26 protein-coding genes are annotated in these 25,923 nt (G+C 67.4%); 10 read left to right on the top strand and 16 right to left on the bottom strand.

The genetic code is table 11. The features are described 5' to 3' along the window. Positions 1-53 precede the first annotated feature (53 nt). From ACYQ6W_RS15665 to ACYQ6W_RS15645, 5 genes are read right to left on the bottom strand one after another with little or no spacing between them, the layout of a single operon-like run. A complete protein-coding gene (locus tag ACYQ6W_RS15665) occupies positions 54-812 on the bottom strand; it encodes an ABC transporter ATP-binding protein (protein ID WP_459676610.1) in 759 nt (252 codons plus the stop codon). Further along, positions 809-1,639: an ABC transporter ATP-binding protein gene (locus ACYQ6W_RS15660; RefSeq protein ID WP_459676609.1), complete on the bottom strand. Its 831-nt coding sequence runs from the start codon at positions 1,637-1,639 to the stop codon at positions 809-811. The genes ACYQ6W_RS15665 and ACYQ6W_RS15660 overlap by 4 nt, the downstream gene beginning before the upstream one ends. Then, positions 1,639-2,532, bottom strand: a complete 894-nt coding sequence (locus ACYQ6W_RS15655; protein ID WP_459676608.1) for an ABC transporter permease — start codon at positions 2,530-2,532, stop codon at positions 1,639-1,641. The genes ACYQ6W_RS15660 and ACYQ6W_RS15655 overlap by 1 nt, the downstream gene beginning before the upstream one ends. Next, positions 2,529-3,539, bottom strand: coding sequence for an ABC transporter permease (locus ACYQ6W_RS15650; RefSeq protein WP_459676607.1), 1,011 nt, complete (start codon positions 3,537-3,539; stop codon positions 2,529-2,531). Before ACYQ6W_RS15650 ends, ACYQ6W_RS15655 begins: the two co-directional genes overlap by 4 nt. A gap of 10 nt (positions 3,540-3,549) precedes the next feature. After that, the gene (locus ACYQ6W_RS15645) at positions 3,550-5,157 is read right to left on the bottom strand and encodes an ABC transporter substrate-binding protein (protein WP_459676606.1); all 1,608 of its coding nucleotides are present in this window, start codon (positions 5,155-5,157) and stop codon (positions 3,550-3,552) included. A 240-nt stretch (positions 5,158-5,397) separates the two neighbouring features. Here ACYQ6W_RS15645 and ACYQ6W_RS15640 point away from each other — a divergent pair, with 240 nt between their 5' ends. Next, positions 5,398-6,582: an arabinose transporter gene (locus tag ACYQ6W_RS15640; RefSeq protein WP_459676603.1), complete on the top strand. Its 1,185-nt coding sequence runs from the start codon at positions 5,398-5,400 to the stop codon at positions 6,580-6,582. Positions 6,583-6,595: 13 nt separating this feature from the next. Here the strand turns inward: ACYQ6W_RS15640 and ACYQ6W_RS15635 are convergent, their stop codons facing one another. After that, the gene (locus ACYQ6W_RS15635; protein ID WP_459676602.1) at positions 6,596-6,820 is read right to left on the bottom strand and encodes a hypothetical protein; all 225 of its coding nucleotides are present in this window, start codon (positions 6,818-6,820) and stop codon (positions 6,596-6,598) included. Between the two features lie 108 nt (positions 6,821-6,928). Here ACYQ6W_RS15635 and ACYQ6W_RS15630 point away from each other — a divergent pair, with 108 nt between their 5' ends. From ACYQ6W_RS15630 to ACYQ6W_RS15620, 3 genes are all read left to right on the top strand, one after another. Continuing rightward, entirely contained in the window at positions 6,929-9,259 is a 2,331-nt protein-coding gene (locus tag ACYQ6W_RS15630) for an FdhF/YdeP family oxidoreductase (protein ID WP_459676601.1), read from the top strand. 199 nt (positions 9,260-9,458) lie between these two features. Further along, positions 9,459-9,656 (top strand): type II toxin-antitoxin system VapB family antitoxin, encoded by a 198-nt coding sequence (locus ACYQ6W_RS15625; protein WP_459676600.1) that lies wholly within the window; start codon positions 9,459-9,461, stop codon positions 9,654-9,656. Next, the gene (locus ACYQ6W_RS15620; RefSeq protein WP_459676598.1) at positions 9,653-10,024 is read left to right on the top strand and encodes a type II toxin-antitoxin system VapC family toxin; all 372 of its coding nucleotides are present in this window, start codon (positions 9,653-9,655) and stop codon (positions 10,022-10,024) included. Before ACYQ6W_RS15625 ends, ACYQ6W_RS15620 begins: the two co-directional genes overlap by 4 nt. Before the next feature lie 142 nt (positions 10,025-10,166). Here ACYQ6W_RS15620 and ACYQ6W_RS15615 read toward each other — a convergent pair whose 3' ends face one another. Both ACYQ6W_RS15615 and ACYQ6W_RS15610 read right to left on the bottom strand, forming a co-directional pair. Continuing rightward, positions 10,167-10,805 (bottom strand): DsbA family oxidoreductase, encoded by a 639-nt coding sequence (locus ACYQ6W_RS15615; protein WP_459676597.1) that lies wholly within the window; start codon positions 10,803-10,805, stop codon positions 10,167-10,169. Positions 10,806-10,814: 9 nt separating this feature from the next. After that, positions 10,815-11,435: an FMN-dependent NADH-azoreductase gene (locus ACYQ6W_RS15610; protein WP_459676595.1), complete on the bottom strand. Its 621-nt coding sequence runs from the start codon at positions 11,433-11,435 to the stop codon at positions 10,815-10,817. A gap of 81 nt (positions 11,436-11,516) precedes the next feature. Between ACYQ6W_RS15610 and ACYQ6W_RS15605 the strand changes: the two genes are divergently transcribed. Both ACYQ6W_RS15605 and ACYQ6W_RS15600 read left to right on the top strand, forming a co-directional pair. Further along, complete coding sequence (locus ACYQ6W_RS15605; RefSeq protein WP_459676594.1) at positions 11,517-11,894, top strand: winged helix-turn-helix transcriptional regulator; 378 nt, start codon at positions 11,517-11,519, stop codon at positions 11,892-11,894. 238 nt (positions 11,895-12,132) lie between these two features. Then, positions 12,133-12,951 (top strand): alpha/beta fold hydrolase, encoded by an 819-nt coding sequence (locus ACYQ6W_RS15600; protein WP_459676593.1) that lies wholly within the window; start codon positions 12,133-12,135, stop codon positions 12,949-12,951. Between the two features lie 56 nt (positions 12,952-13,007). On the opposite strand, the gene ACYQ6W_RS15595 is transcribed toward ACYQ6W_RS15600, so the two are convergent. Further along, positions 13,008-13,883, bottom strand: a complete 876-nt coding sequence (locus tag ACYQ6W_RS15595) for a LysR substrate-binding domain-containing protein (protein WP_459676592.1) — start codon at positions 13,881-13,883, stop codon at positions 13,008-13,010. A gap of 127 nt (positions 13,884-14,010) precedes the next feature. Here ACYQ6W_RS15595 and ACYQ6W_RS15590 point away from each other — a divergent pair, with 127 nt between their 5' ends. Together ACYQ6W_RS15590 and ACYQ6W_RS15585 are read left to right on the top strand one after the other, a co-directional pair. After that, the gene (locus tag ACYQ6W_RS15590; protein ID WP_459676591.1) at positions 14,011-14,397 is read left to right on the top strand and encodes a CidA/LrgA family protein; all 387 of its coding nucleotides are present in this window, start codon (positions 14,011-14,013) and stop codon (positions 14,395-14,397) included. Continuing rightward, positions 14,394-15,086, top strand: a complete 693-nt coding sequence (locus ACYQ6W_RS15585; protein ID WP_459676590.1) for an LrgB family protein — start codon at positions 14,394-14,396, stop codon at positions 15,084-15,086. Before ACYQ6W_RS15590 ends, ACYQ6W_RS15585 begins: the two co-directional genes overlap by 4 nt. A 4-nt stretch (positions 15,087-15,090) precedes the next feature. Here ACYQ6W_RS15585 and ACYQ6W_RS15580 read toward each other — a convergent pair whose 3' ends face one another. Further along, the gene (locus ACYQ6W_RS15580) at positions 15,091-17,223 is read right to left on the bottom strand and encodes an EAL domain-containing protein (RefSeq protein ID WP_459676589.1); all 2,133 of its coding nucleotides are present in this window, start codon (positions 17,221-17,223) and stop codon (positions 15,091-15,093) included. 218 nt (positions 17,224-17,441) lie between these two features. Beyond that, positions 17,442-19,685, bottom strand: a complete 2,244-nt coding sequence (locus ACYQ6W_RS15575) for a hypothetical protein (RefSeq protein WP_459676588.1) — start codon at positions 19,683-19,685, stop codon at positions 17,442-17,444. A gap of 165 nt (positions 19,686-19,850) precedes the next feature. Here ACYQ6W_RS15575 and ACYQ6W_RS15570 point away from each other — a divergent pair, with 165 nt between their 5' ends. Together ACYQ6W_RS15570 and ACYQ6W_RS15565 are read left to right on the top strand one after the other, a co-directional pair. Then, complete coding sequence (locus ACYQ6W_RS15570; RefSeq protein ID WP_459676587.1) at positions 19,851-20,858, top strand: bile acid:sodium symporter family protein; 1,008 nt, start codon at positions 19,851-19,853, stop codon at positions 20,856-20,858. Next, positions 20,855-21,490 carry an NUDIX hydrolase gene (locus ACYQ6W_RS15565; protein WP_459676586.1) on the top strand — a complete coding sequence of 212 codons (636 nt, stop codon included), beginning with the start codon at positions 20,855-20,857 and terminating at the stop codon, positions 21,488-21,490. The genes ACYQ6W_RS15570 and ACYQ6W_RS15565 overlap by 4 nt, the downstream gene beginning before the upstream one ends. Before the next feature lie 129 nt (positions 21,491-21,619). Here the strand turns inward: ACYQ6W_RS15565 and ACYQ6W_RS15560 are convergent, their stop codons facing one another. Genes ACYQ6W_RS15560 through ACYQ6W_RS15540 form a run of 5 tightly spaced genes read right to left on the bottom strand, consistent with a single transcriptional unit; the run spans position 21,620 to position 25,817 of the window. After that, a complete protein-coding gene (locus ACYQ6W_RS15560; protein ID WP_459676585.1) occupies positions 21,620-22,828 on the bottom strand; it encodes a molybdopterin molybdotransferase MoeA in 1,209 nt (402 codons plus the stop codon). After that, the gene (gene moaC / locus ACYQ6W_RS15555; protein WP_459676583.1) at positions 22,825-23,313 is read right to left on the bottom strand and encodes a cyclic pyranopterin monophosphate synthase MoaC; all 489 of its coding nucleotides are present in this window, start codon (positions 23,311-23,313) and stop codon (positions 22,825-22,827) included. Before moaC ends, ACYQ6W_RS15560 begins: the two co-directional genes overlap by 4 nt. 5 nt (positions 23,314-23,318) lie before the next feature. After that, positions 23,319-24,143 carry an indole-3-glycerol phosphate synthase TrpC gene (gene trpC, locus ACYQ6W_RS15550; protein WP_459676581.1) on the bottom strand — a complete coding sequence of 275 codons (825 nt, stop codon included), beginning with the start codon at positions 24,141-24,143 and terminating at the stop codon, positions 23,319-23,321. After that, positions 24,140-25,186, bottom strand: a complete 1,047-nt coding sequence (gene trpD, locus ACYQ6W_RS15545; protein ID WP_459676579.1) for an anthranilate phosphoribosyltransferase — start codon at positions 25,184-25,186, stop codon at positions 24,140-24,142. Before trpD ends, trpC begins: the two co-directional genes overlap by 4 nt. Positions 25,187-25,220: 34 nt before the next feature. Next, on the bottom strand, positions 25,221-25,817 hold the full coding sequence (locus tag ACYQ6W_RS15540) for an anthranilate synthase component II (protein ID WP_459676578.1): 597 nt from the start codon (positions 25,815-25,817) through the stop codon (positions 25,221-25,223). Positions 25,818-25,923: the final 106 nt, after the last annotated feature.

The following is a 25,923-nucleotide window of genomic DNA, read 5'->3' as shown; positions in this document are numbered from 1 at the left end:
CTTTGAGGCGCCCAGCCGGGTGGATGGCCGGGTCAAGCCCTGCCATGACGAAACTAAATAGGTCTGCCGGCGTCTTCCGGGTCTTCGAGGTCGACGCTCAGCGCCCGCAACTCGGTCGTATGCGGGTGCTGCGTGCGCCCGGCGCGCAGATCCGCGGCCGACAACACCTCCACCATCTCGCCCGCCTGCATCACGCCGACCGTCGGGCAGAGATGCGCGACGACCGCGAGGTTGTGGCTCACCATCACATAGGTGAGGTTGCGCGCCGCCTGCAGGCTCTTCAACAGATTGAGCACCTCCGCCTGCACCGAGACATCGAGCGCGCTGGTCGGCTCGTCCAGCAGCAGGACGGACGGTTCGGCCATCAGGGCGCGGGCGATGGCGACCCGCTGGCGCTGACCCCCCGAGAGCTGATGGGGAAAGCGGAAGCGCACGCTCTGCGGCAGGGCCACTTCGGCCAGCGCCCGTTCGATCCGCGCCTCCACCTCGCCGATGCCGTGGACCAGCAGGGGTTCGGCCAGCGCGCGGTCGATCGTCTGGCCCGGATGCAGCGAGCCATAGGGGTCCTGGAAGACCATCTGCACCTGGCGGAAGAAGCTCTTCGGCCGGCGTGGGGTCAGCGGCTGGCTGTCGATCGCCATCCTGCCCGTCCAGTCCGGATTGAGGCCGGAGACTGCGCGCAGGATGGTGGATTTGCCCGAGCCGCTTTCGCCCACCATGCCGAAGGCGCCGCCTTCCGGTACGGTAAAGGACACACCGCGCACCACCTCGCGCGCGCCGAAGCGGACGCGCAGATCCTGAACGGAGATCATGCGGCACTCCAGGCGGGATCGCGGGTGAGGACGGGCAGGCGGTCCTGCGGGTGGGTAAGCGAGGGCAGGCAGGCCAGCAGGCCGCGCGTATAAGGGTGCTGGGCGCGCTGCAACTCCGACGCCCGCACTTCCTCGACGATGCGGCCGGCATACATCACCAGCACGCGGTCGCAGAAATGGCTGACGAGCGGCAGGTCGTGGCTGATCAGCATCAGCCCCATGCCGCGGCTGCTGACGAGATCCTCGATGAGCTTCAGGATTTCGGCCTGTATCGTCGCATCCAGGGCGCTCGTCGGCTCGTCGGCAATCAGCAGTTCGGGGTCAGGCGCCAGCATCATGGCGATCATCACGCGCTGGCCCATGCCGCCCGAGAGTTCGTGCGGATAGAGCTGGGCGACGCGCTCCGGATCGCGGATGCGTACCTGCGCCAGCAGATCGACCGCCGCTTGGGCGGCCACGCGCCGGCTGCCATTCTTGTGTGCGGCCCAGGCCTCGGCGATCTGGTCACCCGCCGTCATCACCGGATTGAGCGAATATTTCGGGTCCTGCAGGATTAGCCCGGCGCGCTTGCCGCGAATGCGCCGCATGCTGCGTTCGGAGGCCGAGCGGATGTCGATGCCGTCGAACTCCAACCGGTCGGCGGTGATCTCGGCGCTTTTCGGCAGCAGCCGCAGCAGGGAGCGTGCGGTGAGCGACTTGCCCGAGCCGCTTTCGCCGACGATGCCGACCTTCTCCTGCCCGACCGTCAGCGACACGCCGCGTACGGCCTCCGAGAGACCCTGCGGCGTGCGGAAACCCACGCGCAGATTTTCGATCCGTGCCAGCATCAGCTTTGCCTCGGGTCCAACACGTCGCGCAGGCCATCCCCCAGCAGGTTGAAGGCGAGGGAGGCGACGAAGATGGCGATGCCGGGTGTGGCCGGCACCCACCATTGCGCCAGGATGAAGCCGCGGGAGGTCGCGATCATCGTGCCCCATTCCGGCATCGGCGGCTGCGCGCCCATGCCGAGGAAGCCGAGCCCCGCGGCCGTCAGGATGATGCCGCTCATCGACAGCGTCATGCGCACGATCATGGAGGAGAGGCAGAGCGGGATGACGTGGCGCAGCACGATGCGGGGCGCGGAAGCGCCGGTCAGCCGAGCGGCGGCAATGAAGTCGCTGTTGCGGATGCGCAAGGTATCGGCGCGCGCCTGGCGCGCATAGGGCGGCCAGGCGGTGAGGGCGATGGCGATGACGGCGCTGGTGATGCCGGGCTTGAGCGCGGCCACGAAGGCGAGGGCCAGGATGAGCTGCGGCACGGCGAGAAACACGTCCGTCACCCGCATCAGCACGCGGTCGATCCAGCCGCCGGCATAGCCCGCGATGGAGCCGACGGCGAGGCCGATGGGGGCAACGATGACGACCACGGCGACCACCATGCCGAGGGTGATGCGCGTGCCGTAGATGAGGCGGGACAGCAGGTCTCGCCCCAGCTCGTCCGTGCCCAGCCAATGCGCGGCCGAGGGCGGCTGCAGGCGGGCGGCGAGGTTCTGCGCATCCGGGTTCTGCGGCGCGAGCAGGGGGGCGGCGAGGGCGACAAAGACGAGCAGCAGCACGACGACGAGGCCGAGCATGGCGAGGCCATTGGCGCGGAATTGCAGCCAACGGCGGTACTGCCGCCCCCAGGCCGCCTGGCGGCGCGAGGCGGGTGCGTCCGAGAGCAGCCAGTCCCGCGTGCTCATCGCACCCTCGGGTCGAAGATCTTGTAGGCGAGGTCGGCCAGCATGTTCAGCCCGATATAGACGCAGCCGATGACGAGCGTCGCGCCCAGCACGGCGTTCATGTCCGCGTTCAGCAGCGAGACGGTGAGATATTGCCCGATGCCGGGCCAGGAGAAGATGACTTCCGTCAGGACGGCCCCCTCCAGCAGCCCGGCATAGGCGAGGGCGAGGACGGTGATGAGCGGCACCGCAATGTTGCGGAAGGCATGGCGCCACAGGATGCGCCCGGGCGACAGGCCCTTGGCCCGCGCCGCCACGATGTATTCGCCGCCCAGCGCATCCAGCATGAAGGCGCGGGTCATGCGGGTGATGGTGGAGAGGCTGAAATAGGCGAGGACGAGGGCCGGCAAGGCAAGATGGGCGACGGCATCGGAGACTGCGCCCCAGTCCCCCTCGATCATCGCATCCGCCACCAGCATGCCGGTGACGCGCGGCACCGTTCCGTCATAGAGCACGTCCTGCTGGCCGGTGCCGGGCGCCCAGCCGAGCTTCACGTAGAAGACGAGCAGCGCGATGAGGCCGAGCACGAAGACGGGGATGGACTGGCCGGCAAGGCTCAGCACCCGCACCGCCTGGTCGAAGATCGAGCCTTGCCGGGCAGCCGCGAAGACGCCGAGCGGAATGCCGATCAGCATGGCGATGAGGATCGCCGTCGTGGCGAGTTCCACGGTCGCCGGGAAATACTGCGCGATGTCCTGCGTCACGGGATGCGAGGTCATCACCGAGCGGCCGAGATCACCATGCAGCAGATGGTTCAGATAGATCACGAACTGCACCGGCAGCGGCCGGTCGAGCCCGAGCGCCTTCCGTGCGGCGGCCACCACGTCAGGCGGCGCGTGATCGCCGACGATCGCGATCGTCGGGTCGATCGGCACCACCCGGCCGATGATGAAGGTGACGAAAACCAGCCCGATGAGCGTGACGAGCACGCTCCCGAGCGTTTGGGCGATGCCCTTCAGACGATGCAAGACGCGGGCTTCAGCTCTTGGTGATCTCGCGGTAGCTGGTGAAGTCAGGCAGCGCGCCCAGCACCAGGCCGTTCACGCCCTCCCGCAGCACCGCGACATCGTCCTTCTGCAGCATGAAGGCGAAGGGCGCGATCTCCCAGAAGCGCTTCTGCATCTCGGCATAGATCGCCATGCGCTTGTCGGCGTCCGTTTCCTTGGAGGCGGAGATGACTGCATCGGACAGGATCTTGTCGGAGAAGTGGCTGCGCCAGGCGGGGACGCGCACCTTGCTCGCGTCGCTGTCGTCCGGGTCGTAGCAGAAGCCCTGGGCGTTGGAGTTCGGGTCGAAATAGTCCGGGAACCATTCGAGGATGGCGAGCTGATGGGCGCGCTGGCGGGTCTTGGTGATGACCTGCTTCTCTTCGCCCGGCACCAGCGTGAGCGTGATGCCGATGGCCGCGAGATCGGCCTGTACCGCCTGGGCGATGTCGGCATAGGGCGCGTGCGAGATGTAATCCATGGTCAGGGTGAAGCCGCTGGCGAAGCCAGCCTTTTCCATCAGCGCCTTGGCCTTCGCCACATCCTTGTGGAAGGGCGTCTCGTCTAGCGCGCCGGGCAAGCCCTTCGGCAGGAAGGACTGGGAGACGTCCCAGGTCTTGGGCGTGATGTGCTCCGCAATCGCCTGATAGCCGACGGCCCATTTGATGGCCTGGCGCACTTCGGGGTGGCTGAGCTGCGGCACCGCCTCGTTCATGGCGATGTACATCTGTGCCGCCTGGTTGACGGAGATGAGATGCAGCTTCGCGTCGCCCGCGATGGATTTGAGTTGGTCGGAGGTCAGGTTGCGGGCGATGTCCACATCCCCCTTCTGGACCAGCAGCAGCTGGGCCGAAGGATCGGCCACGTGGCGGATGGCGATGCGCTTCATCGCCGGCTGCGGCTTGAAGTGCGGATTGACGTTCAGGATGATGTGGTCGCTCGCCACCCAGGAGACGAGGGAGAAGGGGCCGCTGCCGGCGCTGTTCGTCTTCAGCCAGCCATTGCCGAGATCGTCCCCTTGGGCGTGCTTCAGAGCGACGGCCTTCTCCACGATGCCGCCGACATTGGCCGAGAGGCAGTAGAGCACGAAGCTGGTCGCCTGCACGGCGGGCAGGGTGATCACCAGGGTGTGGTTGTCCGTCGCCTTGATCAGGCTTTCGACGTTGTCCGGCGTGAAGCCGAACTGGCCGATGACGAAGGCGGGGGCCTTGTTCAGCTTGACGACCCGCTGGAGGGAGAAGGCGGCGTCATCCGCCGTCACGAGATTGCCCGAGGCGAAATGAACGTCGGTCTTGAGGTGGAAGGTCAGGGTGAGGCCGTCCGCCGACACGTCCCAGCGCTCGGCGAGGTCCCCCACGATCTTGCTCGGGTTCTTGCGGTCCGGGATCACGAGCTTGCTGTAGCAATTCGCGTCCACCTCGTTATCCGTGAACTCGTAGGATTCCGCGGGGTCCAGGCTGACCATGTCGTCGATCTGCTTGGCCATCACCGCCATGTTGTGCGGCGTTTTGGCGAAGGCCGGGGCGGCGGCCAAGGGCCCGAGGCCGAGGGCTGCGGCTGTTCCGGCCGTGGTGGCGAGCAGGCTCCGACGTGTCAACATAAGGTCACTCTCCGCTGGTTGATCCGATCATATCAGCAATGCGGCGGAGCGGTAGGGGGCGGAAAAGGCTTGCCGGACCGAGGGCGAGCGGGCAGCATCGGTGGGCGGAGCGTGCCGGCGTCTTGGCTGGATGTCTGTCCGCACCTCACCGCCATGGCGGCGTAAGCGTTTACGTCAACCAACGCATCAACGCGCGAAGCCGCCGCAAGGGCGGCCGCGCTTCATGCGGAGTATGCAGCCATGGACATCTCCCGGCCGGTGGATCTCGCCTATCGACGCGTTGTCGCTCTGACGGCCGCGCTCTTCATCTCGTATCTCGCAGTTGCCATGTCACTGCCCGTGGTCGCCGTGCATGTCGTCCACGGCCTGCGGCTGGACAATGCCTGGGCGGGCCTCGCCGTCGGCATCGCGTTCCTCTCGACCGTTCTGAGCCGTGCCTGGGCGGGTTCCTGGGCGGACAGGCTGGGCGGCAAGCCCTGCATGCGCCGCGGCCTGCTGGTCTATGCGACGGCGGGGTTGATCTGTCTTCTCTCCGCGGCGCCCGGCCTGCCAGCTCCCGCGGCCTTCCCGGTGCTCCTCCTTGGTCGGCTGCTGCTGGGCCTGGGCGAAAGCCTCACCATGGTCGGCATGATCGGCTGGGGCATCGGGCTCATGGGCGTGCCGCGTTCCGGCCGCGTGCTGGCGCTGGTCGGCATGGGGATGTATGGCGCCTTTGCCGTGGGCGGGCCGCTCGGCCTTGCTGTGCTGGACAAGGTCGGCTTCGCCGGTGTGATGGCGGTCACCCTCCTGCTGCCGCTGGTAGGGCTCGCCGCGATCGCCGCCCTTCCGGGGGCCGCGCCCCATGCCGGTCAGCGCGAAAGCTATTGGCGCATCCTCGGCCGGATCTGGCGCATGGGCGCGGCGGTTGGCCTGCAGGGCGTGGGCTTCGCGGCCCTCGGCGCCTTCTTCGCCCTCTATGTCGCGAGCCGCGGCTGGCCCTATGGCGGCCTCGGCCTCACCGGCTTCGGCCTGGGCTTCGTGCTGGTGCGCCTGCTTTGCGGCCATCTGCCGGACCGCATCGGCGGCACCCCGGTTGCCATCGTCTCTCTGGCGGTGGAGGCTAGTGGTCAGTTGCTCATCTGGCAGGCGACGGGCCCGCTGCTGGCGCTGGCCGGCGCCGTGCTCACCGGGCTCGGCTGCTCGATGGTCTTCCCGGCCATGGGGGCGGAGGTAGTGAAGCAGGTGGCGCCGCATCAGCGCGGCACCGCCATCGGCGGCTTCGCGGCCTTCCAGGACATCGCCTATGGCGGCACCGGGCCGGTCGTCGGCCTGCTGGCCGACCATGCGGGCTACGGGCCGGTGTTCCTCATCGGGGCGATTGCTGCCGGCCTCGGCTTGGTGATGGCGGTCTCCGCCCACCGCCTGGCCCGCACCCAGGCCGCCTGATAGCCCGCCGGCGCTACCGCCGCGTGGAGAAGGCGGCGGTGCCGAGCACCAGGCCGAGGATGCCGGCCGCCAGGAGATAGGGCGCAGGCTGCGCCCGGATCTTCTGGCTGACTTCGTAGACCGCGGACTCCACGGCGCCCGCCGCGTCGATCGCCGGCGGTACGATGCGCGTGTTGATGAAGTGCAGCAGGGGCGAGGGACCGTCCGGCTTGTCGATCAGATAGCCAATGGAGACCATGTCTGCTCTCGCGTCTGTTGATGTCGACCGGCGGTAAATGGGGCGCGCGGGCGTTGCCGCAAGCAGCCCGGGCCCCATCTCTTCGCGAAGCCGGAGAGGAGACCGCTCATGGACCGCACCCCGTCCTTCAAGCCCTATACGCGTCCCTCCGGCGGATGGGGCTCGGCCCGGTCGCTGCAGAACATCCTGCGACGGGAAGGCGTGCCGGTGAGCGGGGCCCTGGCCCTCACCCAGCAGAACAAGCCTGACGGCTTCCAATGCGTGAGCTGCGCCTGGATCAAGCCCGCCGATCCTCTGCCTTTCGAATTCTGCGAAAACGGCGCCAAGGCGACGGCGTGGGACATCACGACACGCCGCGCCAAACCGGAATTCTTTGCACAGCATTCCGTGTCCGAGCTGCGCGGCTGGCAGGATTACGATCTGGAGCAGGTCGGGCGGCTGACACGGCCCCTGCGCTATGATCCGGCAACCGATCGCTACCGCGAAACCTCCTGGGATGAGGCCTTCGCGGAGATTGGCCGCGAGCTGCGGGCGATCACCGATCGCAGGCGGGCCGTCTTCTACAGCTCCGGCCGCACCTCCAACGAGGCGAGCTACCTCTACGCCCTCTTTGCCCGGCTCTACGGCAACAACAATCTGCCTGACAGCTCCAACATGTGTCACGAGACCACCTCGGTGGCACTGCCGGCGAGCATTGGCGTGCCCGTGGGCACCGTGACGCTTGACGATTTTGCGAAGACCGACTGCATCTTCTTCTTCGGGCAGAACCCGGGGACCAATTCGCCGCGCATGCTGCACCCCTTGCAGGAGGCGAGCGAGCGGGGCGCGCCGATCATCACCTTCAACCCGCTGCGCGAGCGGGGGCTGGAAAGCTTCACCAACCCGCAGTCACCGGTTGAAATGCTGACGGGGCACGAAACCCGGATCAGCTCGCAATATCACCAGGTGAAGACCGGCGGCGACCTCGCGGCAATGGCGGGTATCTGCAAATCCCTGGTCGCGATGGATGATGCGGACCGTGCCGCAGGCGGGCAAGGCGTGCTGGACCATGCCTTCATAGCCGAGCATACCACGGGCTTCGATTCCTTCGTCGCGTGGCTGCGGGCGCAGGACTGGGAGGCGCTGGAGCGGCAGTCCGGCCTGGAGCGAACGGCGCTGGAGCAGACGGCCGCGACCTATGCGCGTTCGAAAGCCGCGATCGGGGTGTATGGGATGGGGTTGACGCAGCATCGCGCCGGTGTCGAGACCGTGCAGATGCTGGTCAACCTGCTGCTGCTCAAAGGCAATATCGGCAAGGACGGCGCCGGAATCAGCCCGATCCGCGGGCACTCCAACGTCCAGGGCCAGCGCACGGTCGGTATCACCGAAAAGCCCGAGCTGGTGCCGATGGATGTATTGGCAAAGCAATATGGTTTTGAGCCGCCGCGCGAGACGGGGCTGGAAACGGTGGAGGCCTGCGAGGCCATTCTGCGCGGCGAGGTGGATGCCTTCGTCATGCTCGGCGGCAATTTCCTCCGCGCCATTCCGGACCGGGACCGGATGGAGGCCGTGTGGCGCAAGATGCGGCTGACCGTCAGCATGGCCACCAAGATCAACCGCAGCCATCTCTATCCCGGTGCCGTCAGCTACGTTCTGCCAGTGCTCAGCCGGATCGAGCGGGACCGCCAGGCGAGCGGCGACCAGCTGCTGTCGATGGAAGACACCTCGGGCTGCATCCATGCCTCGCGCGGCGTGCGGGCGCCGGCCTCCAAACATCTGCGCAGCGAGGTGGAGATCGTCTGCCGCATCGCCATGGCGACGCTGGGCCCCAATCCGCTGGTGCCCTGGCAGGGCTGGATCGACGACTACAGCCGCATCCGTGATGCCATCGCCGAGACCTATCCCGCGATCTTCTATGACTACAACAGGCGGATGCACGAGCCGGGGGGATTCCATAAGCCCATGCCCGCGCGCAAGCGGGAATGGCACACCAAGACCGGCAAGGCGCTCATCATCACACCAACGGCGCTCGAGGAAGATCGCGACATGCCGGCCGAGGGCGCGGAGGTGCTGCGCATGATGACGCTGCGCAGCAACGACCAGTTCAACACCACCGTCTATGGCTTCGATGACCGCTTCCGCGGCGTCAAAGGCACGCGCATGGCGGTGCTGATGAACCGGGCGGACATGGCGCGGCTGAGCCTGGCCGAGGGCGAGACGGTCTCGCTTGTGACTGAGTCCACCGACGGCTTTCACCGCGAAATGGCGGGCTTCCTCGTCACGCCCTACAACATCCCGCTGGGCTGCATTGGCACCTACTATCCGGAAGCGAATGCGCTGCTGCCGCTCAGCCACCATGCCGAGGGCAGCAAGACCCCGGCGGCGAAGAACATTCCGGTGCGGGTGAGGAAGGCGGCCAGGAGAAACGATGGATCATCTTGCCAACCGCAGGCGGGTTGATCGCGGGAACTCTGCCTTCGCTATGCGCCTGTTGCTTCACTTTCGAAGCTCGGCAGGAGGCTGTAGCCGGCATTTGATCTGAGAGCCAAAGTGGTAACGCGCATCTTGTTATGGGAGGATATCGAAGGCCGCTCCCATCGGCATTGTATCAGTCATCATCTGATGCGATAATCTGTGCCTCTGAAAGAAGGCACGGATCATGCGAACCACGGTCGCGCTCGATGACGATCTTCTCGCCAAGGCTCAAGCCTATACGGGCTTGACGGAGAAGTCTTCGATCATCCGGGAGGCGCTGAAGGCGTTGATCGAGCGAGAATCCGCTTCGCGGCTCGCGCGCCTTGGCGGCACCGAGCCCAAAGCGAGCGCGGGACCGCGCCGGCAAACCGAGCCAGCATGATCTTGGTCGATACCTCGGTCTGGATCGACCATCTGCGCCAGACCGATTCTATGCTCTTTGCGCTACTGGAGCGTCGGGAAATCCTCGCCCATCCTTTCGTCATCGGCGAATTGGCGTTGGGCAATTTCAGGAAGCGGGACCTCATCTTGGGGTTATTGCGCGACCTGCCTTCGGCACTGGTTGCTACTGATGAAGAAGTCCATGTCTTTATTGAGCGGCACGCCTTGTTTGGGCTCGGGATTGGCTATGTCGATGCTCATCTTCTGGCGGGCACGACCCTAACGGCGGCCGCGCGTCTCTGGACTCGCGACAAGCGTCTAGCAGCCGCGGCGGCGCGGGTCGGTGTCGCGGCAACGCCCGATCACTGACGAGCGCTTGTGTTGATTGAGGGCTGGGAGGAGGCCGTCCCCTAACCAGGCGAGGACCCTGTGCCACAGGAAAGGAAGTTCGGTGCAGGGCTGCTTGTAGGCCGATCATTGGGATGAGGCCGCGAGGACTAACGCCTCGCTATCACCCGGCCATGCCGGCAGCGGCCTGACGGATCGCCGAGGCAATCTCGTCCTCGCTGCGTCCCCCGTTGATGGCGATACGCCCACCGAAGACGAAGTGCGGGACGGACCGGACCCCGGCGGCCATCGATCGGGCCGCTTCCTGCTCGACACGTCTGTGCTGCGCCGGATCGAGCGCGATCGCACGGGCTTCTTCGCGTTCGAAGCGATGAGACACAGCGATGTCGGCGAGAACATCGGCATCCGATATGGTCTTGGCTTCCAGAAAATGCGCATGGGTGATTGCGACTGCGAGCCGATGCTGCGTGCCGCGGGCACGCGCCGCAAGGATCAACCCGTGCGCCGCCTGCGTCCTATACGTCCAGGGCTGACGACTGAGGTCGAGGTCAAGGCCAGAGGCGCGCGCTTCCGCTTCAGGTCGGGCGAAGGAGGCCTTCGGGTCCATCACGCCGTAGCGGGCGCGGAGAAGATCCGGAATGAAGAGTCCCTCGGCCGGCGCATCGGGAAGCAGAAGCACCGGATGCTGCCGGATATCCACCTCCAACTCTGGGAATCGTTCCGCGAGGACCTTGTCGAGACGGTGATACCCGATGATGCACCAGGGGCAGGTGATGTCGGTGAAAAGATCGATGTGCAACATGGCGGGCTCTCAGGCGACCTTTTCCAAGACCGCGCGCACGCGAGCTTCGGTGGCGGCGATTGCGGCCTGCGCCATGTCGGGTCCCAAGACGGTGCCTTCGACGCGGAGGATGTCGATGTCGGTCAGGCCGATGAAGCCCAGAAGGTGGCGCAGATAGCCCGTCTGGAAATCGAAGGGTGCCCAGTCGCCTTGGGAGAAGACGCCGCCTGCGGCCGTAACGAGGTAGACCTTCTTGCCGGTGAGCAAGCCCTGCGGCCTGCCGCCTTCGGTGTATCCAAAGGTCACGCGCGGCCAGGTGATGTGATCGAACCAGGCCTTGAGCTGGGAGGACAGGCCGAAATTGATCATCCCTGAACCCAGGACGATCACCTCCGCCCGCTTCACCTCGTCGACCAGCACCTGGGCCAGGCTCACCGCCTCGGTCTGTTCCGGGGTACGCGCCTCGGGCGCCGCGATGCGGCCGTCAATATAGGCTGGCGTGATATGGGGCAGGGGTTTGGTGACGAGATCCCGCGTCAAAAGGGTGGCGCCCCAACGATCCTTGAAGCCTTCGGCGATCTCGGTTGCGAAGCGGGTAGAAAGACTCTCCGGCCCACGCGGGCTCGATGTCACGAGGAGGATGGTGGTCATGCGGTGCTCCCACAGGGTGGTAAATTCTTGTTACCAACCCTATTAAGGTGACCGCAAAATTGCGCGCAAGAAGGCACGCCGATGACCCTAAGTGACATCCATTTTCCTACCCCCGGCGAAGGGGACGACTGCCGGATGGTTCGGGAAATCCTCGATCTCATCGGCGACAAATGGACGCTCTACATCATCGCGACGCTCAAGGATGGACCCGTTCGGTTCAATGAGCTGCGGCGTCGGATCGATGGCATTTCGCAGCGGATGCTGACGATCAATTTGCGTGGATTGGAACGGGATGGGTTGGTGAAGCGGACCTTGTTCCCCACCATCCCACCGCGCGTCGACTATGAATTGACCGAAGTAGGCCGGACGCTTCTCGCGCCCGTCATGGCGCTCGTGACCTGGGCGAATGGCAATCAAGATAAGATCCGCAGCGCTCGCGCCCGATATGATGGGGGCTAGTGCGCGCGGCGGCGTTGCGATGCATCCGCCGGCCGTAAGGTAGAGCACCCACCGCAGCTCCATCTCGTCTCTCTATACCTTCAAGGCATAGCTCGACCGGACAAGGTATTTGTCTTCGAGAGACGCGGCTCATAAGAGCGTAACGGTTTTCTATCCTTTTCAACAAAGGGTGGATGAACCGAACCAATTCGTTCATTCTCATCATCAACCGAATAACAAGCACAGAGGAAAGGGCTCCATGCCGACAATCACAACCAGCGATGGCGTAACCATCTTCTATAAGGACTGGGGCTCGGGCCAGCCGATCGTGTTCAGCCACGGCTGGCCGCTGTCGGCGGACGACTGGGACGCCCAGATGATGTTCTTCCTCCAGCACGGATATCGGGTAATCGCGCATGACCGGCGCGGCCACGGCCGGTCCGATCAGCCCAGCACCGGCAACACCATGGACCAGTGGGTCGCGGACCTCGCGGCCTTGACCACGCATCTCGACCTGCGCGACGCGGTGCATATCGGGCACTCCACGGGCGGCGGCGAGGTGGCGCGTTATGTTGCCCGCCATCAGGAGCGGGTCGCGAAGGCGGTGCTGGTCGCTTCACTCACGCCGAACATGTATCGGAGCGTGGAAAATCCCTCCGGTCAGCCGCCGGAGTGGTTCGACGCGATCCGCGCAGGTGTGCTGGGCAATCGGGCGGAGTTCTACCGTTTTGTGCCCGAGAACCCTTTCTATGGCTACAACCTGGACGGCGCAAAGCCGTCGGAGCTGGTCATCGCCAATTGGTGGCGCCAAGGCATGGCGGGTGGGGCGCTCGCCCACCACGCCACCGTCGATTCCTGGCTTGAAGACTACAGCGCTGACCTCAAGGCGATCACCGTGCCAGTTCTGGTGATGCATGGGGAGGCGGATCAGGTCGTGCCCTTCGCGAGTTCGGTGCCGCGTGCGGTGGAGTTGCTCAAGAACGGGTCGCTGAAGACCTATCCCGGCTACCCGCACGGCATGCTCACCACGCATGCGGATGTCCTCAACCCCGACTTGCTTGCCTTCATCAGATCCTGACGGCATCGCGTGGGGCAGCCTGGGCGCATTGGGTGTTGAGCACACGCCCAACCGCCTCACCCCGCCCCCCGCAGATGGGCGAGCCAGGCGCGGGCGGGGGCGGGCAGGAAGCCCTCCCGCCGCCAGGCGAGGACCATGTGCCACAGGATCTCGGGTTCGGTGACCGGCACCATGCGCACGCCGGAGGGCGCGCGGTCCTCCACGATCAGCCGCGGCAGGAAGCCGATGCCGAGGCCCGCGGCCACCAGCGCGAAGAGGAAATCCGGCTGGCTGGTGCGCGCCACGATGCGCGGCGTGATGCCGGCCTTGCCGCTGGCCTCCATCACCATGGCGTTGAGCGCGAAACCCGCCTCGAACAGGATGAAGGGATGGCCGCCCAAAGCGGCGAGCGGCACCGGGCGATCGCGGGGCAGCCCGTCCGCCTCCGCCACCACCGCGACCACGGGGGAGGTCGCGGCCTCCTGCCAGTCGAAAACCTCCGGCACCGGCATCAGCAAGGCGCCGAGGTCGATCTCGCCCTCGCGTAGCATCTCCTCCAGGCGGCTCGATCCCTGTTCCACCAGCGAGATGTCGATGCCGGGATAGCGCGCATGGAAGCGTGCCACGTGCGGGGCGAAGAGCAGCGAGGCGCCGATGGGGGCGAGGCCGAGGCGCAGCCGCCCACGCTCCAGCCCGCGAAGCTCGGCCAGTTCGCGCATCAGGTCGGCGCGCTCCGCCAGCATGCGCAGCGCCCGTGCATGAACGATCTCACCTGCCGCCGTCAGCCGCGAGCGGTGCCCGATGCGGTCGAGCAGCGGCAGGCCGGCCTCCTCCTCCAGCTGTCGCACCGTTTTGCTGACATTGGATTGCGTGGTGTTCAGCACGGCAGCGGCTTGGGAGAAGCCGCCCTGGCGGACGACCTCAGTAAGGGAACGGAGCGCACGCAGGTCCATCAGACTATTCCATTCAGGACTGGTTTCGATCGAAACAACCCATTTTACACATGAACTGCGGCACGCCTATTCTTGCCTCATCGGCGGCCCTCCGGCGGCGTCGCTTTTCGCACAAGGCAGTCCCGCGATGAGCATGATCGGTGCCATCTCCCTCCTCTTCGTCTGTGAGTTCCTGGGCGACGTCCTGCGCCGGGCAGCGGGCCTGCCGCTGCCGGGCTCGGTCCTCGGCATGCTCGTGCTGCTCGCCTGGCTCGCCGCCCTGCGGCGCGAGCGGCAGACGCTGACGCAGGTGACGCGGTGGCTGACGGCGCATCTCTCGGTGATGTTCGTGCCCGCGGCCGTCGGCCTCGTCACGCAAGGCGCCGTGCTGTCGCGCTACGGCCTGGGCCTGGCCGTCGCGACCGCCGTGTCCGTGCTGCTGACCCTCGTCGTCACCGTCCTCGTCTTCCACTGGGCGACGGGCGTCGTGGAGCGCCGGGCGCCGATGGCAGCGGAAGGGAGGGCCACGGCATGAACGCCCTGCTCTCGAGCCCGGTCGCCTGGCTCGCCATCACCCTCGCGGTTTTCGAAGGGGCGGACATCCTGTCCCGCCGCTCGGGGCGGCATCCGCTCTGCCACCCGGTGCTGCTGGCAACCCCGGTGCTGATCGGCCTACTGCTGGCCAGCCACACCGCCTATCCCACCTATCTGCGGCAGACGCAGGTGCTGGGTTTCCTGCTCGGGCCCGCCGTCGTCGGCCTCGCCGTGCCGATCTGGGCGCAGCGTGCCCTCATCGCGCGGCTCGCGCTGCCCATCCTGCTCGCCCTCGTCGCCGGCGCGGTGACGGCGAGTGTGAGTGCGGTCGCCATCCTCTCGCTCTTCGGCGCGCCGCGCGCCATCCTCGCCTCCATCGCGCCGCGCGCCGTCACCACGCCGGTCGCGATGGCGATGGCGCAGAGCCTGGGCGGCGTGCCCTCGCTCGCCGCGGCCATCGTGCTCTTCGCCGGGGTAACTGGCGCCATGGTCGCAACAACGCTCTTCAACCTACTGAAGATGCGGGATTATCGGGCGAGGGGCTTCGCCATCGGCGTCTCCGCCCATGGCTTCGGCACGGCCCGCGCCTTCCAGGTGGACCATACGGCCGGCGCCTTCGCCAGCCTCGGCATGGCGCTGAACGCCATCGCCACCTGCGTCTTGCTCTCGGTGCTTGCCACCCTGATCTGAGCGCTTACTGGAGCGTGGCGAGGCCGTGAGTCTTCTCTAGCTCCCGCACCGCCCGCATGCCGAGGTCCGTCAGCGGCCGCGCCGGGTCTACAGCATAGACGAAATCGTCGGCCCAGTCTGCCAGAGCCTCGGGCGGCATCGGCCGGGCGAGGGCGTAGCCTTGGCCGTAATCGGCGCCGAGAAAGGCCACCATCTCCACGAGATCGACGCTTTCGAGGCCTTCGGCCACCACCCGCATGCCGAGCCGGTGTGCCACCTCGATCAACCCACCGATGAAGGGGATGGTATTCTCCGGGTCGTGCAAAGCTTGGCGGATCAGGTTCTGGTCGATCTTCACCTTGTCGAAGGGTAGGCTGCGCAGACGCTGCAGCCCGCTATGGCCGGAGCCGAGATCGTCCATCACCAGATGCACGCCTTCTGCTGCCAAGCTGCGCAGGGTGACGCTCGCGCGCTCCTTCCAGTTGCGGCTGCCGTCCAGCTCCAGCAGTTCGAGCAGCAACCGGTTCGGCGGCACGCCGAAGCGGCGCAGCGCCTCCATGATCCAGCCCTCGCAGCCGGGCTGTTCCAGCACGGCGGGCGGCAGGTTGATGCCGAGGCGAAGGCGCGGCAGCCGGCCGCGCTCGCGCGCCAGGAAAGCGAGCGACTGGTCCAGCCCGCGGCGGAACAGATCCTGCAATTCGACCGTGCCGAAGGCGGGCAGGAAGGCGCTGGGGGGCAGCATCTGGCCGTCGAGCGATAGGCGCGCGAGGGCTTCCACGGCGTCCACCTCGCCCGTCTTCAGGTCGACAAGCGGCTGCAGCACCATCTGCAGGCCGTCCTCATACAGGGCTTGGCGTAGGCTGCGGCGCTGCTCCACCGAAATGGGCGGGGTGGAGGCCATGGGCGCCGTCCCGCGCCGCTGCACCAGTTCCTGCAGGGCCCAGAGCCAGATGCCGGCAAGCTGATTGGAGAATTGGCCGGGAAAGGCGCCGTAGAGGCTGAGCACGGCCACGGGCAGGCCCGTCTCGTCCAGCAGCGGCACCGCGACGCCGCTGCGAATGCCCAAGCGCGCCGCCATGGGGGCCCAGGCGGCCATCCGCGGGTCGAGAGCGATGTTGTCCGTGATTTCGATCTGCCCGGAGGCCCAGGCGCGCAGCGTGAAGGGTTGCAGGCGCGTTTCGCGTGTCCCCACCCGCAAGGTCGCCCGACGGGTTTCGGGGTCCCCCAGCAGGTCCAGCGCGCGGCCGGCGCTGAACTCGACGACGTGCAGGTTGTCGTCGTCCGGTCGGCCCCAGGCGACGCCGCGCATGCCGTGCAGTCCGGAGAGAAGCTGCACCACCTCGGCCGGAAAGGTGCCTGCGGTAGACCAGCCCTCCACGCCCTTCTGAATGGTGGCGAGGGCCTGATGCCGCTCGATGTCGAGCTGCCATCGCCCTTCCTGTTCGAATTGCAGTTCATTCGCAAAACGCACCTGCAGGACGGCATGCGCCCGCATGCGCTCCACTGCCGTCAGAGATGTGTCGTCCACCGTCTTGTGCAGCGCGCCGGCAACGGTGTCGAGAAGACGGATCGAATCCGCGGCGACCACGCCGGTCAGCCCATGCACCACGCCGAGATGGACGGAATGCGTGCGGTGGGTTTCCTCAGGCAGGCCCGGATCGATGAGCATGCGGAGATGATCATGCAAAACCGCGCCCAGGCGCGGCTGCTCCTCCGGCGTCATGCGGGCCAGCAGGCTGCGGCTGACCTCCATCGTCGGCAGCATGGCAATCAGGCGAGGGATGTCGTCGCGGAGGGTGGCGTCGAGGGCCGCATGGATGCGGTCGAGCGCGAGGGTGGCCGCGCTGCCATAGGGCATCACCGCCGCCGTCACATGCGCCTCCGACATGGTGGCGACCTGCGCATCCTGGTCGGCGACGCGGCGGGCGAAGAGCTGGCGGAAACGCCAGGTGGTGCAGAGCGCGCCCGCGAGCAGAGCCAGGGTCAGGGTGGGGAATACCGGGGAAGGGGTGGCGCGCGGCCAGGCGCCCATGACGGTCAGGGCAAGCGCAAGGAGTGCTGCCGCGCCCAGCAGCAGGCCAATCAGGAGCCAGCCCACGCGACGCAATCGTCGCAGATCGGCCGGTTCGTCGCGTCCGACATAGGCGGGCATGGTCATGCCGCTTCTCCGTCCCAGCCGGCACCAAAGACGATCCTTGCCTAGGCCGACCCTTGGTCGGACATCGGAAGGGGTGGCGCCGGACGCAAGAGCACCACGCGAGGCGGCGCCCGGGCCTCGTCATCCGCGACCCTGGGCCCGGAACGGTTCAAGAGCAAGATGAATCGTTCGTTACCGAATCGGTGCATCCCGCCGGGTGCGGCCGGCGGGGCCAGCGCTTAGCGCCGCCAGCGCGCGCCGCCGCCCCCGCCGCCCCAGGCGCCGCGATTGTAGCCGCCGTACTGCCGTGCCGTCTGGTCACGGTTGAGCTGGCTCCAGTTCTGGCTGTTCGTCGCGGGCTTCTGCACCTGCTGCCAGGATCCGTTGTTGTAGCTCGACCAGCCGGAACTCGTATGCCTGTAGGCATTGCCGTCGGCCCCGGCATAGACGTTGCCGGTCGGCGTCTTCACCACTGCAGCATTGTTGCCATTCGCCCCGTGCACGGCCGCTCCCTGGCCGCCATTGCTGGTGCTGTAGGCGCCGGCCGAGCCGCGCGCGTTGCTCGCACTCGCGGTGTTCACGGTGCCGTTCGGCCCGCTCACCGTGCTCGAGCCCCAGCGGCCATAGGCATTGGCATTCTGGGTGGTGCTGCCGTAGCGGCCCGTGCTCGGGTTGTAGCCTTCGGCATGGGCGGTGCCACCGTTCGGGCCCCAGACGGCGGAGCCATGGGCATAGGCGCCGGTCGTCGGATTGTAGCGCGAGCCCGCGGCCGCCCCGCCGTAAGGGCCATAGACCGCAGCGCCGCGGGCATAGGTGCCGGTGGTGGGATTATAGCCATAGCCCGCCGTCGCGGTGCGGCCATAGGGCCCGTAGACGGTGCCGGTCGTGGCCCATGCTCCCGTCGCCGTGTTGTAGTGCACGTTACCGGCATAGGTGTAGGGATAGGGGTAGTAGACCGGCACCCGGCCCCAGGCGACATAGGGCGGATAGTAATAGCCGGTGCCGAAGGCGATGATGCCTGCGGTGACGAAGCCCATCATGTAGCCGGCGGTATAGCCATAGGTCACGGCGGCGGGCGTTGCGCTGTACACCTGCACATAGGTCACGTTGTAGACTGGGCTGGACGGTGGGATGGTGTAGATCACCTGCGGCACCGCGGCCGCCAGCACCCATGGCCCCATCGGGCTTGCGGCGACGAACCAGGCGCCCTGGTAGCAGCAGTAGTATTTCCCCTCGGCGAAGATGACCTGATAGGCCGTGTTGGTCGCGTATTGCATCGTCGTGCCCGGGATGGGCGCGAAGTTCGGCGCTCCGGCATAGGTGACGGTCACCTTGGCGGTGCTGCGGGAGAGTGTCGCCTGGGTCGGGATCTGCGCCTTCAGCACCGCGGCCTGAGCCGCGGCGGTGCCGGGCACCGAGACGAGCAGATTGCCGAACTCGCCATCGGGCGAAAGCCGCGCAAAATCCGGCGGCAGGTTCGGCGTCGCGAAGGTCCAGGGGCCATAGAGGCTCTTGGCCGAGAACCAGCGGCCGGAGACGAGGTAGTAGAAGGTGCCGGTGGGTGTGTAGCGGAACAGCACCGCCCCGGTATTCGTCACGACCTGCAGCGCGGTCTGCGGCACCGGCTTGAACTGCGGGGGGCCGGCGGTGACGATGATCTCGGCGGGTGTCGTCGACACGAAGATCGTGGGCGGCGCCCCGGTGAAGGGCTTGCCGGGCACCGATTTGCGCAACGTGGCGAAATTCGCGTCATTGGGGATGCGGCTGAACTCGGGCGGCAAGGTACCGGCCGGCTGCCAGGGGCCGGTATAGGCCTGCGCCACCAGCCAGCTGCCGTTGTTGTTCAGATACCAGGCGCCACCCTGGCTCGTATCCTGCAGAACGTCCCAATTGGTGTTGACGGCATAGGTGAGCCCGGTCTGGCCGATCGGCGCCATCACGGGCGTGCCGTCGAAGATGAGCAGGCTCGCGGGTCCCGCGCTGTAGAAGATCGGCGGCGGGTCGTTCTTCACCGGCGCGGCCGGCGGGGGCTTTTCGCCCAGGCTCAGCAGCACGGTGTCGAGCGGGATGATCTTCGGCGGCAGCTTGGCGATGTAGTCGCTGATGCGGGTCTGCACCGCCATGGCCTGGCTGGTGTCGAGCGAGGGGAAGCTCGAGGAGAGGAGCTTCGGCGCTGAGAAGATGACGGTGTCGGTCTCGGGATCGACCGTCGTGGTGCCGGATACCTCGATCGTGCCGAGGAAGGGGGGCTTGCCCTTGGGCGCGATCTGGATCGCCGCGCGCGCCGAGAGGGTGGTGCGGCCGGGCCAGGCGATGGCCTGCGGCTCATAGATGGTGACGGTGCCGTTCGGCCCGTTGATCACATGCGGCCAGGGCGCGATCGGCGTTGCCCCGGCGGGCGGGGCCGCGGCCGCGCTGCGCGCGGCCCAGGCGGCGAGGGGCACGCCGACAAGGGAGGCCGAGAGGAGGGATCTGCGCCGCATCGCCATGTCGTCCACCCTAAGCTTTTGCTTTTGCAACAATAACGACTTCGTGAGCAACAGGCAACCGGAGCCTCGAATGACTTCTGCTCCTGCATGCCAGCTCGTCCGGCCGCGGTTCCTTCCGCATCTTCCCCGTGCCGGCGCCCCGCGACTAGGTTGGCGGCCATGCGCACGCTCCTGAACCTTCTCCCCGACGGCTTCACCCTCGCCATCGTCGCGACGGTGGTCATCGCCTCCTTCTTCCCCTGCTACGGCGAGGGCGCCACCGTCTTCAAATGGCTGACGACGCTCGCCATTGCGGTGATGTTCTTCATGCAGGGCGCGCGGCTGTCGCGCGAAGCGATCATCGCGGGCTTCGGCCATTGGCGGCTGCATCTCACGATCCTGGGCGCGACCTTCGTGCTCTTCCCCGTGCTCGGCTTTGGCTTTCAGGCGCTGTTTCCGCACGTGCTGACGCATGCGACGCTCATCGGCCTGCTCTACATCTGTCTGCTGCCCTCGACGGTTCAGTCCTCCATCGCCTTCACCTCCATCGCGCATGGCAACGTGCCCGCGGCGATCTGCTCGGCGACCTTCTCGACGCTGCTCGGCGTGGTGGTGACGCCGATCATGGCGAGTCTGCTGCTCAAGACCCATGGCGGGGGCGGTGGGCTGGAGAGCATCGGGGCGATCTTCGTCGAGCTGCTGCTGCCCTTCGTGCTGGGCCAGCTGCTGCGGCCGTGGATCGGCGGCTGGGCCCACCGCAACAAGCACATCCTGAAATTCACCGACCGCGGCTCGATCATCCTCGTCGTCTACACCGCCTTCAGTGGCGCGGTGATCGACGGGCTGTGGCACAAGCTGCCGCTCTCGGGCTTCGCCGAGATCATTCTCGCCAATGCCGTGCTTCTCGCCGTCGTGCTGGTGATCACCACCTTCGGCAGCCGGCTGCTCGGCTTTGCCAAGCCGGAGGAAGTGGCCATCGTCTTCTGCGGCTCGAAGAAGAGTGCGGCGACCGGCGTGCCGATGGCGAACGTGCTTTTCGGCGCCTCGACCGTCGGCCTCATCGTGCTGCCGCTCATCATTTTCCACCAAATGCAGCTGATGGTCTGCGCCGTCCTCGCCAAGCGCTATGCGCGGCAGCACGAGGCGCGGCTTGCCGCCTCTGGCGCGCAGCCGGCGGCGGCCGAATGAGCGGCGAGCCCGATTGGCTGCTCTGGGCGCGGGAGGTGCAGGCGACGGCGCAGACCGGCCTCGCCTTCACCAAAGACCCCTATGACCGGGAGCGCTACGAGGCGCTGACAGGGCTTGCCGCCCGCATGCTGGCCGCGCGCACCGATGGTAGCGCGGCGGATCTCCACGCGCTCTTCGCCGCCGAACGCGGCTACGCCACGCCCAAGATCGACGTGCGCGGCGCCGTCTTCGATGCCGAGGGCCGCATCCTCATGGTGCGGGAAGTGATGGATGCGAACCGCTGGACGCTGCCGGGCGGCTGGGCCGACGTGAGCCAGACCCCGGCCGAAAGCGCGGTGCGGGAGGTCTTCGAGGAGACGGGCTATCGCGCGCGTGCGGTGAAGCTCGCGGCCGTCTGGGACCATGCGGCGCAAGGCCACCACCCGCCCAGCCTCTTCTCCATCGTCAAGCACTTCTTCCTCTGCGAGCTGACGGGCGGTGCCGCGCAGACGAGCCTGGAGACCTCCGAGGTGCGCTTCTTTGCAGAAGACGAGATCCCTGCCGACCTCTCTAAGGGGCGTATCCTGCCGCAGCAGATCGCCCGCATGTTCGCCCATTGGCGCGACCGGGCGCTGCCGACCGACTTCGATTGAGGCGTCGGACGGGATTCCGTCACGTTTACAATCGTCGTGCGCGGGCCTGCCCTCCCGCCCAGGCGGTAGGTGCCCGGCTCAAGGCCGGGCACGACGTTCTGACGCGAGTCCCGCGGGCTGAGGCAGCCTTTACAGGCCCAGGGGCGCCAGACGGATCGCGGGCACCATGTCGCCGGGACCGAGCGCCGGGGCCAGCGGCGGCCGTACCAGCAGCGCATCGGCCGCCGCCAGCCGGCTGATCTGCCCCGAATCCTGCGTGCCATAGGGATGGGCGAGCCAGCCGCCACCATCCTCCCGCTCGAGCAGAGAGGCGCGGACGTAATCCTCGCGCATGTCGTTGGCGGGCAGGGGGCTTGCCAACCGCACCGGCTCGGCCATCGGTGGGTGGCCCGGCAGCCCCTGCAGCTTTTCGAGTGCCGGTAGCAAAAAGAGGATAGCACAGACCAGGGCCGAGACCGGATTGCCCGGTAGGCCGAGCATCGGCATCGGCCCGAGGCGGCCGTGCATCAGCGGCTTTCCCGGCCGCATGGCGATGCGCCAGAAATCGAGCGTCAGGCCCTGCGCAGCGAGGCCGGCCTGAACGAGATCATGGTCGCCGACGCTGGCGCCGCCCGTCGTCACCAGCATGTCCGCGCCGCGGGCGGCCTCCGCGGCGGCCGCGATCGCCTCCAGCCGGTCCGGTACGGTGGGCAGCAGCGTGGGCTCGGCGCCGGCCGCGCGCAGGAAGGCGGCGAGGGCTGGGCCATTGGAGGAGACGACGCCCCCCGGCGGCAGCGGCTCGCCCGGCAGGGCGATTTCATCCCCCGTGCAGAGCAGGGTGACACGCGGCCGACGATGCACCGTGATCCACGGATGGCCTGCGGCGGCGGCGAGGCCGATATGGCGGGGGGAGAGACGGGTGCCTGCCGGCAGAACGGTCTGGCCTGCCATGAAATCCTGGCCCATGCGGCGGATGTGGCGGCCAGGCGCCGGCGCCTCCCGGACCGTCACCTGCGCATCCTCGGCGCGCGCATTCTCCTGGATGAGGATGGTGTCCGCGCCCTTGGGCACCAGGCTGCCCGTGAAGAGCCGCACGGCCTCCCCGGGTCCCACCGTGCCGGCGAAGGGATGGCCGGCCGGCGCCGCACCGATCAGCCGCAGCGCAGTGCCGGCCTGCGCATCCGCGGCCCGGACGGCATAGCCGTCCATGGCGGAGACATCACCAGGCGGGTTGGAGAGACGTGCCACCACCGGCGCGGCGGTCACCCGATGCAGTGCCTCCGCGAGCGGAACCGTCTCCGCCGCAAGCGGGGCGAGACCTGCCAGGATGCGCGCGCGCGCTTCGGCAACCGAGATCATGGCGTGGTGAAATCCCCGGATTTGCCGCCGGATTTCGCGACGACGCGCAGGCTTTCCACCACCATGCCGCGGTCGACCGCCTTGCACATGTCATAGACCGTCAAGGCGGCGACCGAGGCCGCCGTCAGCGCCTCCATCTCGACGCCGGTGCGGCCGGTGGTGCGGACGGTCGCGGTAATCTCCACGGTCGCCGCCGCTTCGTCCGGCTCCAGATCGACGCGCACCGAAGACAGGGGAAGGGGATGGCATAGGGGAATGAGATCGGCCGTGCGCTTCGCCGCCATGATGCCGGCGAGCCGGGCGACGCCCAGGACGTCTCCCTTGGCGGCACTGCCGCTCTGGATGAGGGCGAGGGTCGCCGGCTGCATCACCACCCGGGCGCGGGCCGTGGCCTCCCGCTGCGTCTCGGCCTTGTCCGAAACGTCGACCATCGCCGCGCGGCCGGCAGCATCGAAATGGGTGAGCTTCGGGCCCTCCGCGCTCATCGCCGTCAGGCCGCGCTGGCCTTGCGCTCCGCGCCGATGAGGTCGCGCACCGCCTGGGTCACGTCGGGCTGGCGCAGCAGGCTCTCGCCCACCAGATAGCACTGCAAACCGGCATCCACGAGGCGCTTCACGTTCTCCGCCGTGCGGATGCCGCTTTCGGCCACCAGGAAACGCTCCGGCGGCACCTGGGGCGCCAGTTTGATCGACGTCTCAAGATCGGTCTTCAAGGTCTTGAGATTGCGGTTATTAATGCCGATCAGCGGAGTCTGAAGGCCGAGGGCGCGGTGCAGTTCCGCCTCGTCATGCACCTCGGCCAGCACGTCCATGTCGAGCGCCCGCGCCAACTCTTCGAGTTCGCGCGCCTGGTCGTCGGAGAGGGCGGCCATGATCAGCAGGATGCAGTCGGCGCCCATCGCCCGGCTCTCATAGACCTGCCAGGGTTCGAGGATGAAATCCTTGCGCAGGATAGGCGCCCGCACGGCGGCGCGCACCGCCGCCAGGTGCTCGGCCTCGCCGAGGAAATACTTCCGGTCGGTCAGCACGGAGATGCAGGTTGCGCCGCCCTCGACATAGGCCTCGGCGAGGGCCGCCGGGTCGAAATCCTCACGGATCAGCCCGCCGGAGGGCGAGGCCTTCTTGACCTCGGCGATGAGCGCCACGCGATGGGTGTTGACGTGATCCATCAGCGTGCGTGCGAAGCCGCGCGGCGGCGTCTGCTGCGCGATCTTTTGCTTCAGCACGTCCACCGGGAACTCCGCCTTGCGGCGGGCGGTCTCAGCCCGGGTGTCGTCGCAGATCTGGACCAGAACGTCGGGGGTTTGGGAACTCATGCTACCGTCACTGATTGATTCTCCGTGGGTGGCACCTGGCTTTCGCGCCGCAAGGTGTCAAGCGCGGCGCGGGCGCGGCCCTCGTCGATCGCGGCACGGGCCGCGCCGAGGCCTTCGGCCAGCGTGTCGACGCGGCCGGCCACCACGAGGGCGCCCGCCGCATTGAGAAGCACCGTATCGCGATAGGCCCCTGGCTCGCCATCCAACAAAAGGCGAAGGGCGGCTGCATTGTGGGCGGCGTCGCCGCCGCGCAGCGCCGAAAGCGGCGCATGCGGCAGGCCGAGTTCCTCGGCATGCAGCACGACGTCCCGCACATGGCCGTCTTCCAGGATGGAGACATGGTTGGGGCCAGCCAGCGTCAGCTCGTCCAGCCCCTGGCCGTGGACGATCCAGGCGCGCTCGGTCCCCAATTGGCCCAGTGCTTCGGCCACGGGCCGCGTCCAGTGCGTGGCATAGACGCCGGTGAACTGGCGGGTGACACGTGCCGGGTTGGCGAGCGGCCCGAGCAGGTTGAAGAGGGTGCGGGTGCCGAGCTCGGCGCGTACGGGGGCGGCATGGCGCAGGGCAGGATGGTGGTTCGGCGCGAAGAGGAAGACGCAGCCGGTGCGGGCCAGCACTGCTTCCAGCCGCGCGGGCGGCAGGGTGGTGCCGATGCCCAAGTGTTCCAGCACGTCGGCCGCCCCGGATTTGGAGCTCAGCGCCCGGTTGCCGTGCTTGGCCACCGGCACGCCGCAGGCGGCCACCACGAAGGCGACGGCGGTGGAGATGTTGAGCGTGCCCTGTTCGTCACCGCCCGTGCCGCAAACGTCGATCGCGCCGGGTGGCGCGTGGATTGCGACCATGCGGGCGCGCAGCGCGCGCACGGCGCCGACCATCTCGGCCACGGTTTCGCCGCGCACCCGCAGCGCCATCAGCAGGCCGGCGATCTGCGCATGCGTCGCGTCACCGGTCATGACCGCGCCGAAGGCCCCTTCCGCCTCGGCTTCCGTCAGGCTCTCGCCGCGGGCGAGGCGGGCCAAAAGGGGACGAATGGCGCCGCTCATACGCTTGTTCTTACCACGAAACGACGTGCGAAGATCAGGCGGCTTGCGCGGGGCTGTTGCGGCCGCGCGCGATCTCCAGGAAATTGCCCAGGATCTTGTGGCCGTGCTCGCTCGCGATGCTCTCCGGATGGAACTGCACGCCGAAGATCGGCAAGGAGCGGTGGCGCAGACCCATGATCAGCCCGTCCTCGGTGAAGGCCGTCGGCACCAGCGCCTCAGGCAGCGTGTCCCGCTCGACGATCAGGCTATGATAGCGCGTGGCGTTGAAGGGCGAAGGCAGACCCTCGAACACGTCCGAATTGGCGTGGGTCACAGGGCTGATCTTGCCGTGCATCGGCACCGGCGCGCGCAGCACGCGGCCGCCGAAGGCCTGGCCGATCGCCTGATGGCCGAGGCAGACGCCAAAAAGCGGGATGCGTCCCGCGGCCGCCTGGATGAGGTCCAAACAGATGCCCGCCTCGTTCGGCGTGCAGGGGCCGGGCGACAGCACGATGGCCTCGGGCTGCTTCGCCATCACCTCGTCCACCGTCAGCGCATCGTTCCGCCACACCGCGCATTCGGCGCCGAGATCGCCGAAGAATTGCACCAGGTTGAAGGTGAAACTGTCGTAGTTGTCGATGAGGAGGATCATGCCAATATGATGCGCTCCGCGCTCCCCAGGGTCAATCAGAAGCCGGGAAGGTCTGGGTTGATGCAACCTCGGCCGCAGCACCGGCGAGAAGACCCGTGGAGACAGG

It is taken from the genome of Acidisoma sp. 7E03 (assembly GCF_054665075.1).
Note: the sequence above shows the minus strand (reverse complement) of the source record. Positions and strands in the feature narration are given on the sequence as shown.

Coding starts and splice junctions, on each gene's coding strand:
- ACYQ6W_RS15665 (WP_459676610.1), bottom strand. CDS start 812: ATGATCTCCGTTCAGGATCTGCGCGTCCGCTTCGGCGCGCGCGAGGTG.
- ACYQ6W_RS15660 (WP_459676609.1), bottom strand. CDS start 1,639: ATGCTGGCACGGATCGAAAATCTGCGCGTGGGTTTCCGCACGCCGCAG.
- ACYQ6W_RS15655 (WP_459676608.1), bottom strand. CDS start 2,532: ATGAGCACGCGGGACTGGCTGCTCTCGGACGCACCCGCCTCGCGCCGC.
- ACYQ6W_RS15645 (WP_459676606.1), bottom strand. CDS start 5,157: ATGTTGACACGTCGGAGCCTGCTCGCCACCACGGCCGGAACAGCCGCA.
- ACYQ6W_RS15640 (WP_459676603.1), top strand. CDS start 5,398: ATGGACATCTCCCGGCCGGTGGATCTCGCCTATCGACGCGTTGTCGCT.
- ACYQ6W_RS15635 (WP_459676602.1), bottom strand. CDS start 6,820: ATGGTCTCCATTGGCTATCTGATCGACAAGCCGGACGGTCCCTCGCCC.
- ACYQ6W_RS15630 (WP_459676601.1), top strand. CDS start 6,929: ATGGACCGCACCCCGTCCTTCAAGCCCTATACGCGTCCCTCCGGCGGA.
- ACYQ6W_RS15625 (WP_459676600.1), top strand. CDS start 9,459: ATGCGAACCACGGTCGCGCTCGATGACGATCTTCTCGCCAAGGCTCAA.
- ACYQ6W_RS15620 (WP_459676598.1), top strand. CDS start 9,653: ATGATCTTGGTCGATACCTCGGTCTGGATCGACCATCTGCGCCAGACC.
- ACYQ6W_RS15615 (WP_459676597.1), bottom strand. CDS start 10,805: ATGTTGCACATCGATCTTTTCACCGACATCACCTGCCCCTGGTGCATC.
- ACYQ6W_RS15610 (WP_459676595.1), bottom strand. CDS start 11,435: ATGACCACCATCCTCCTCGTGACATCGAGCCCGCGTGGGCCGGAGAGT.
- ACYQ6W_RS15605 (WP_459676594.1), top strand. CDS start 11,517: ATGACCCTAAGTGACATCCATTTTCCTACCCCCGGCGAAGGGGACGAC.
- ACYQ6W_RS15600 (WP_459676593.1), top strand. CDS start 12,133: ATGCCGACAATCACAACCAGCGATGGCGTAACCATCTTCTATAAGGAC.
- ACYQ6W_RS15595 (WP_459676592.1), bottom strand. CDS start 13,883: ATGGACCTGCGTGCGCTCCGTTCCCTTACTGAGGTCGTCCGCCAGGGC.
- ACYQ6W_RS15590 (WP_459676591.1), top strand. CDS start 14,011: ATGAGCATGATCGGTGCCATCTCCCTCCTCTTCGTCTGTGAGTTCCTG.
- ACYQ6W_RS15585 (WP_459676590.1), top strand. CDS start 14,394: ATGAACGCCCTGCTCTCGAGCCCGGTCGCCTGGCTCGCCATCACCCTC.
- ACYQ6W_RS15580 (WP_459676589.1), bottom strand. CDS start 17,223: ATGACCATGCCCGCCTATGTCGGACGCGACGAACCGGCCGATCTGCGA.
- ACYQ6W_RS15575 (WP_459676588.1), bottom strand. CDS start 19,685: ATGCGGCGCAGATCCCTCCTCTCGGCCTCCCTTGTCGGCGTGCCCCTC.
- ACYQ6W_RS15570 (WP_459676587.1), top strand. CDS start 19,851: ATGCGCACGCTCCTGAACCTTCTCCCCGACGGCTTCACCCTCGCCATC.
- ACYQ6W_RS15565 (WP_459676586.1), top strand. CDS start 20,855: ATGAGCGGCGAGCCCGATTGGCTGCTCTGGGCGCGGGAGGTGCAGGCG.
- ACYQ6W_RS15560 (WP_459676585.1), bottom strand. CDS start 22,828: ATGATCTCGGTTGCCGAAGCGCGCGCGCGCATCCTGGCAGGTCTCGCC.
- moaC (WP_459676583.1), bottom strand. CDS start 23,313: ATGAGCGCGGAGGGCCCGAAGCTCACCCATTTCGATGCTGCCGGCCGC.
- trpC (WP_459676581.1), bottom strand. CDS start 24,143: ATGAGTTCCCAAACCCCCGACGTTCTGGTCCAGATCTGCGACGACACC.
- trpD (WP_459676579.1), bottom strand. CDS start 25,186: ATGAGCGGCGCCATTCGTCCCCTTTTGGCCCGCCTCGCCCGCGGCGAG.
- ACYQ6W_RS15540 (WP_459676578.1), bottom strand. CDS start 25,817: ATGATCCTCCTCATCGACAACTACGACAGTTTCACCTTCAACCTGGTG.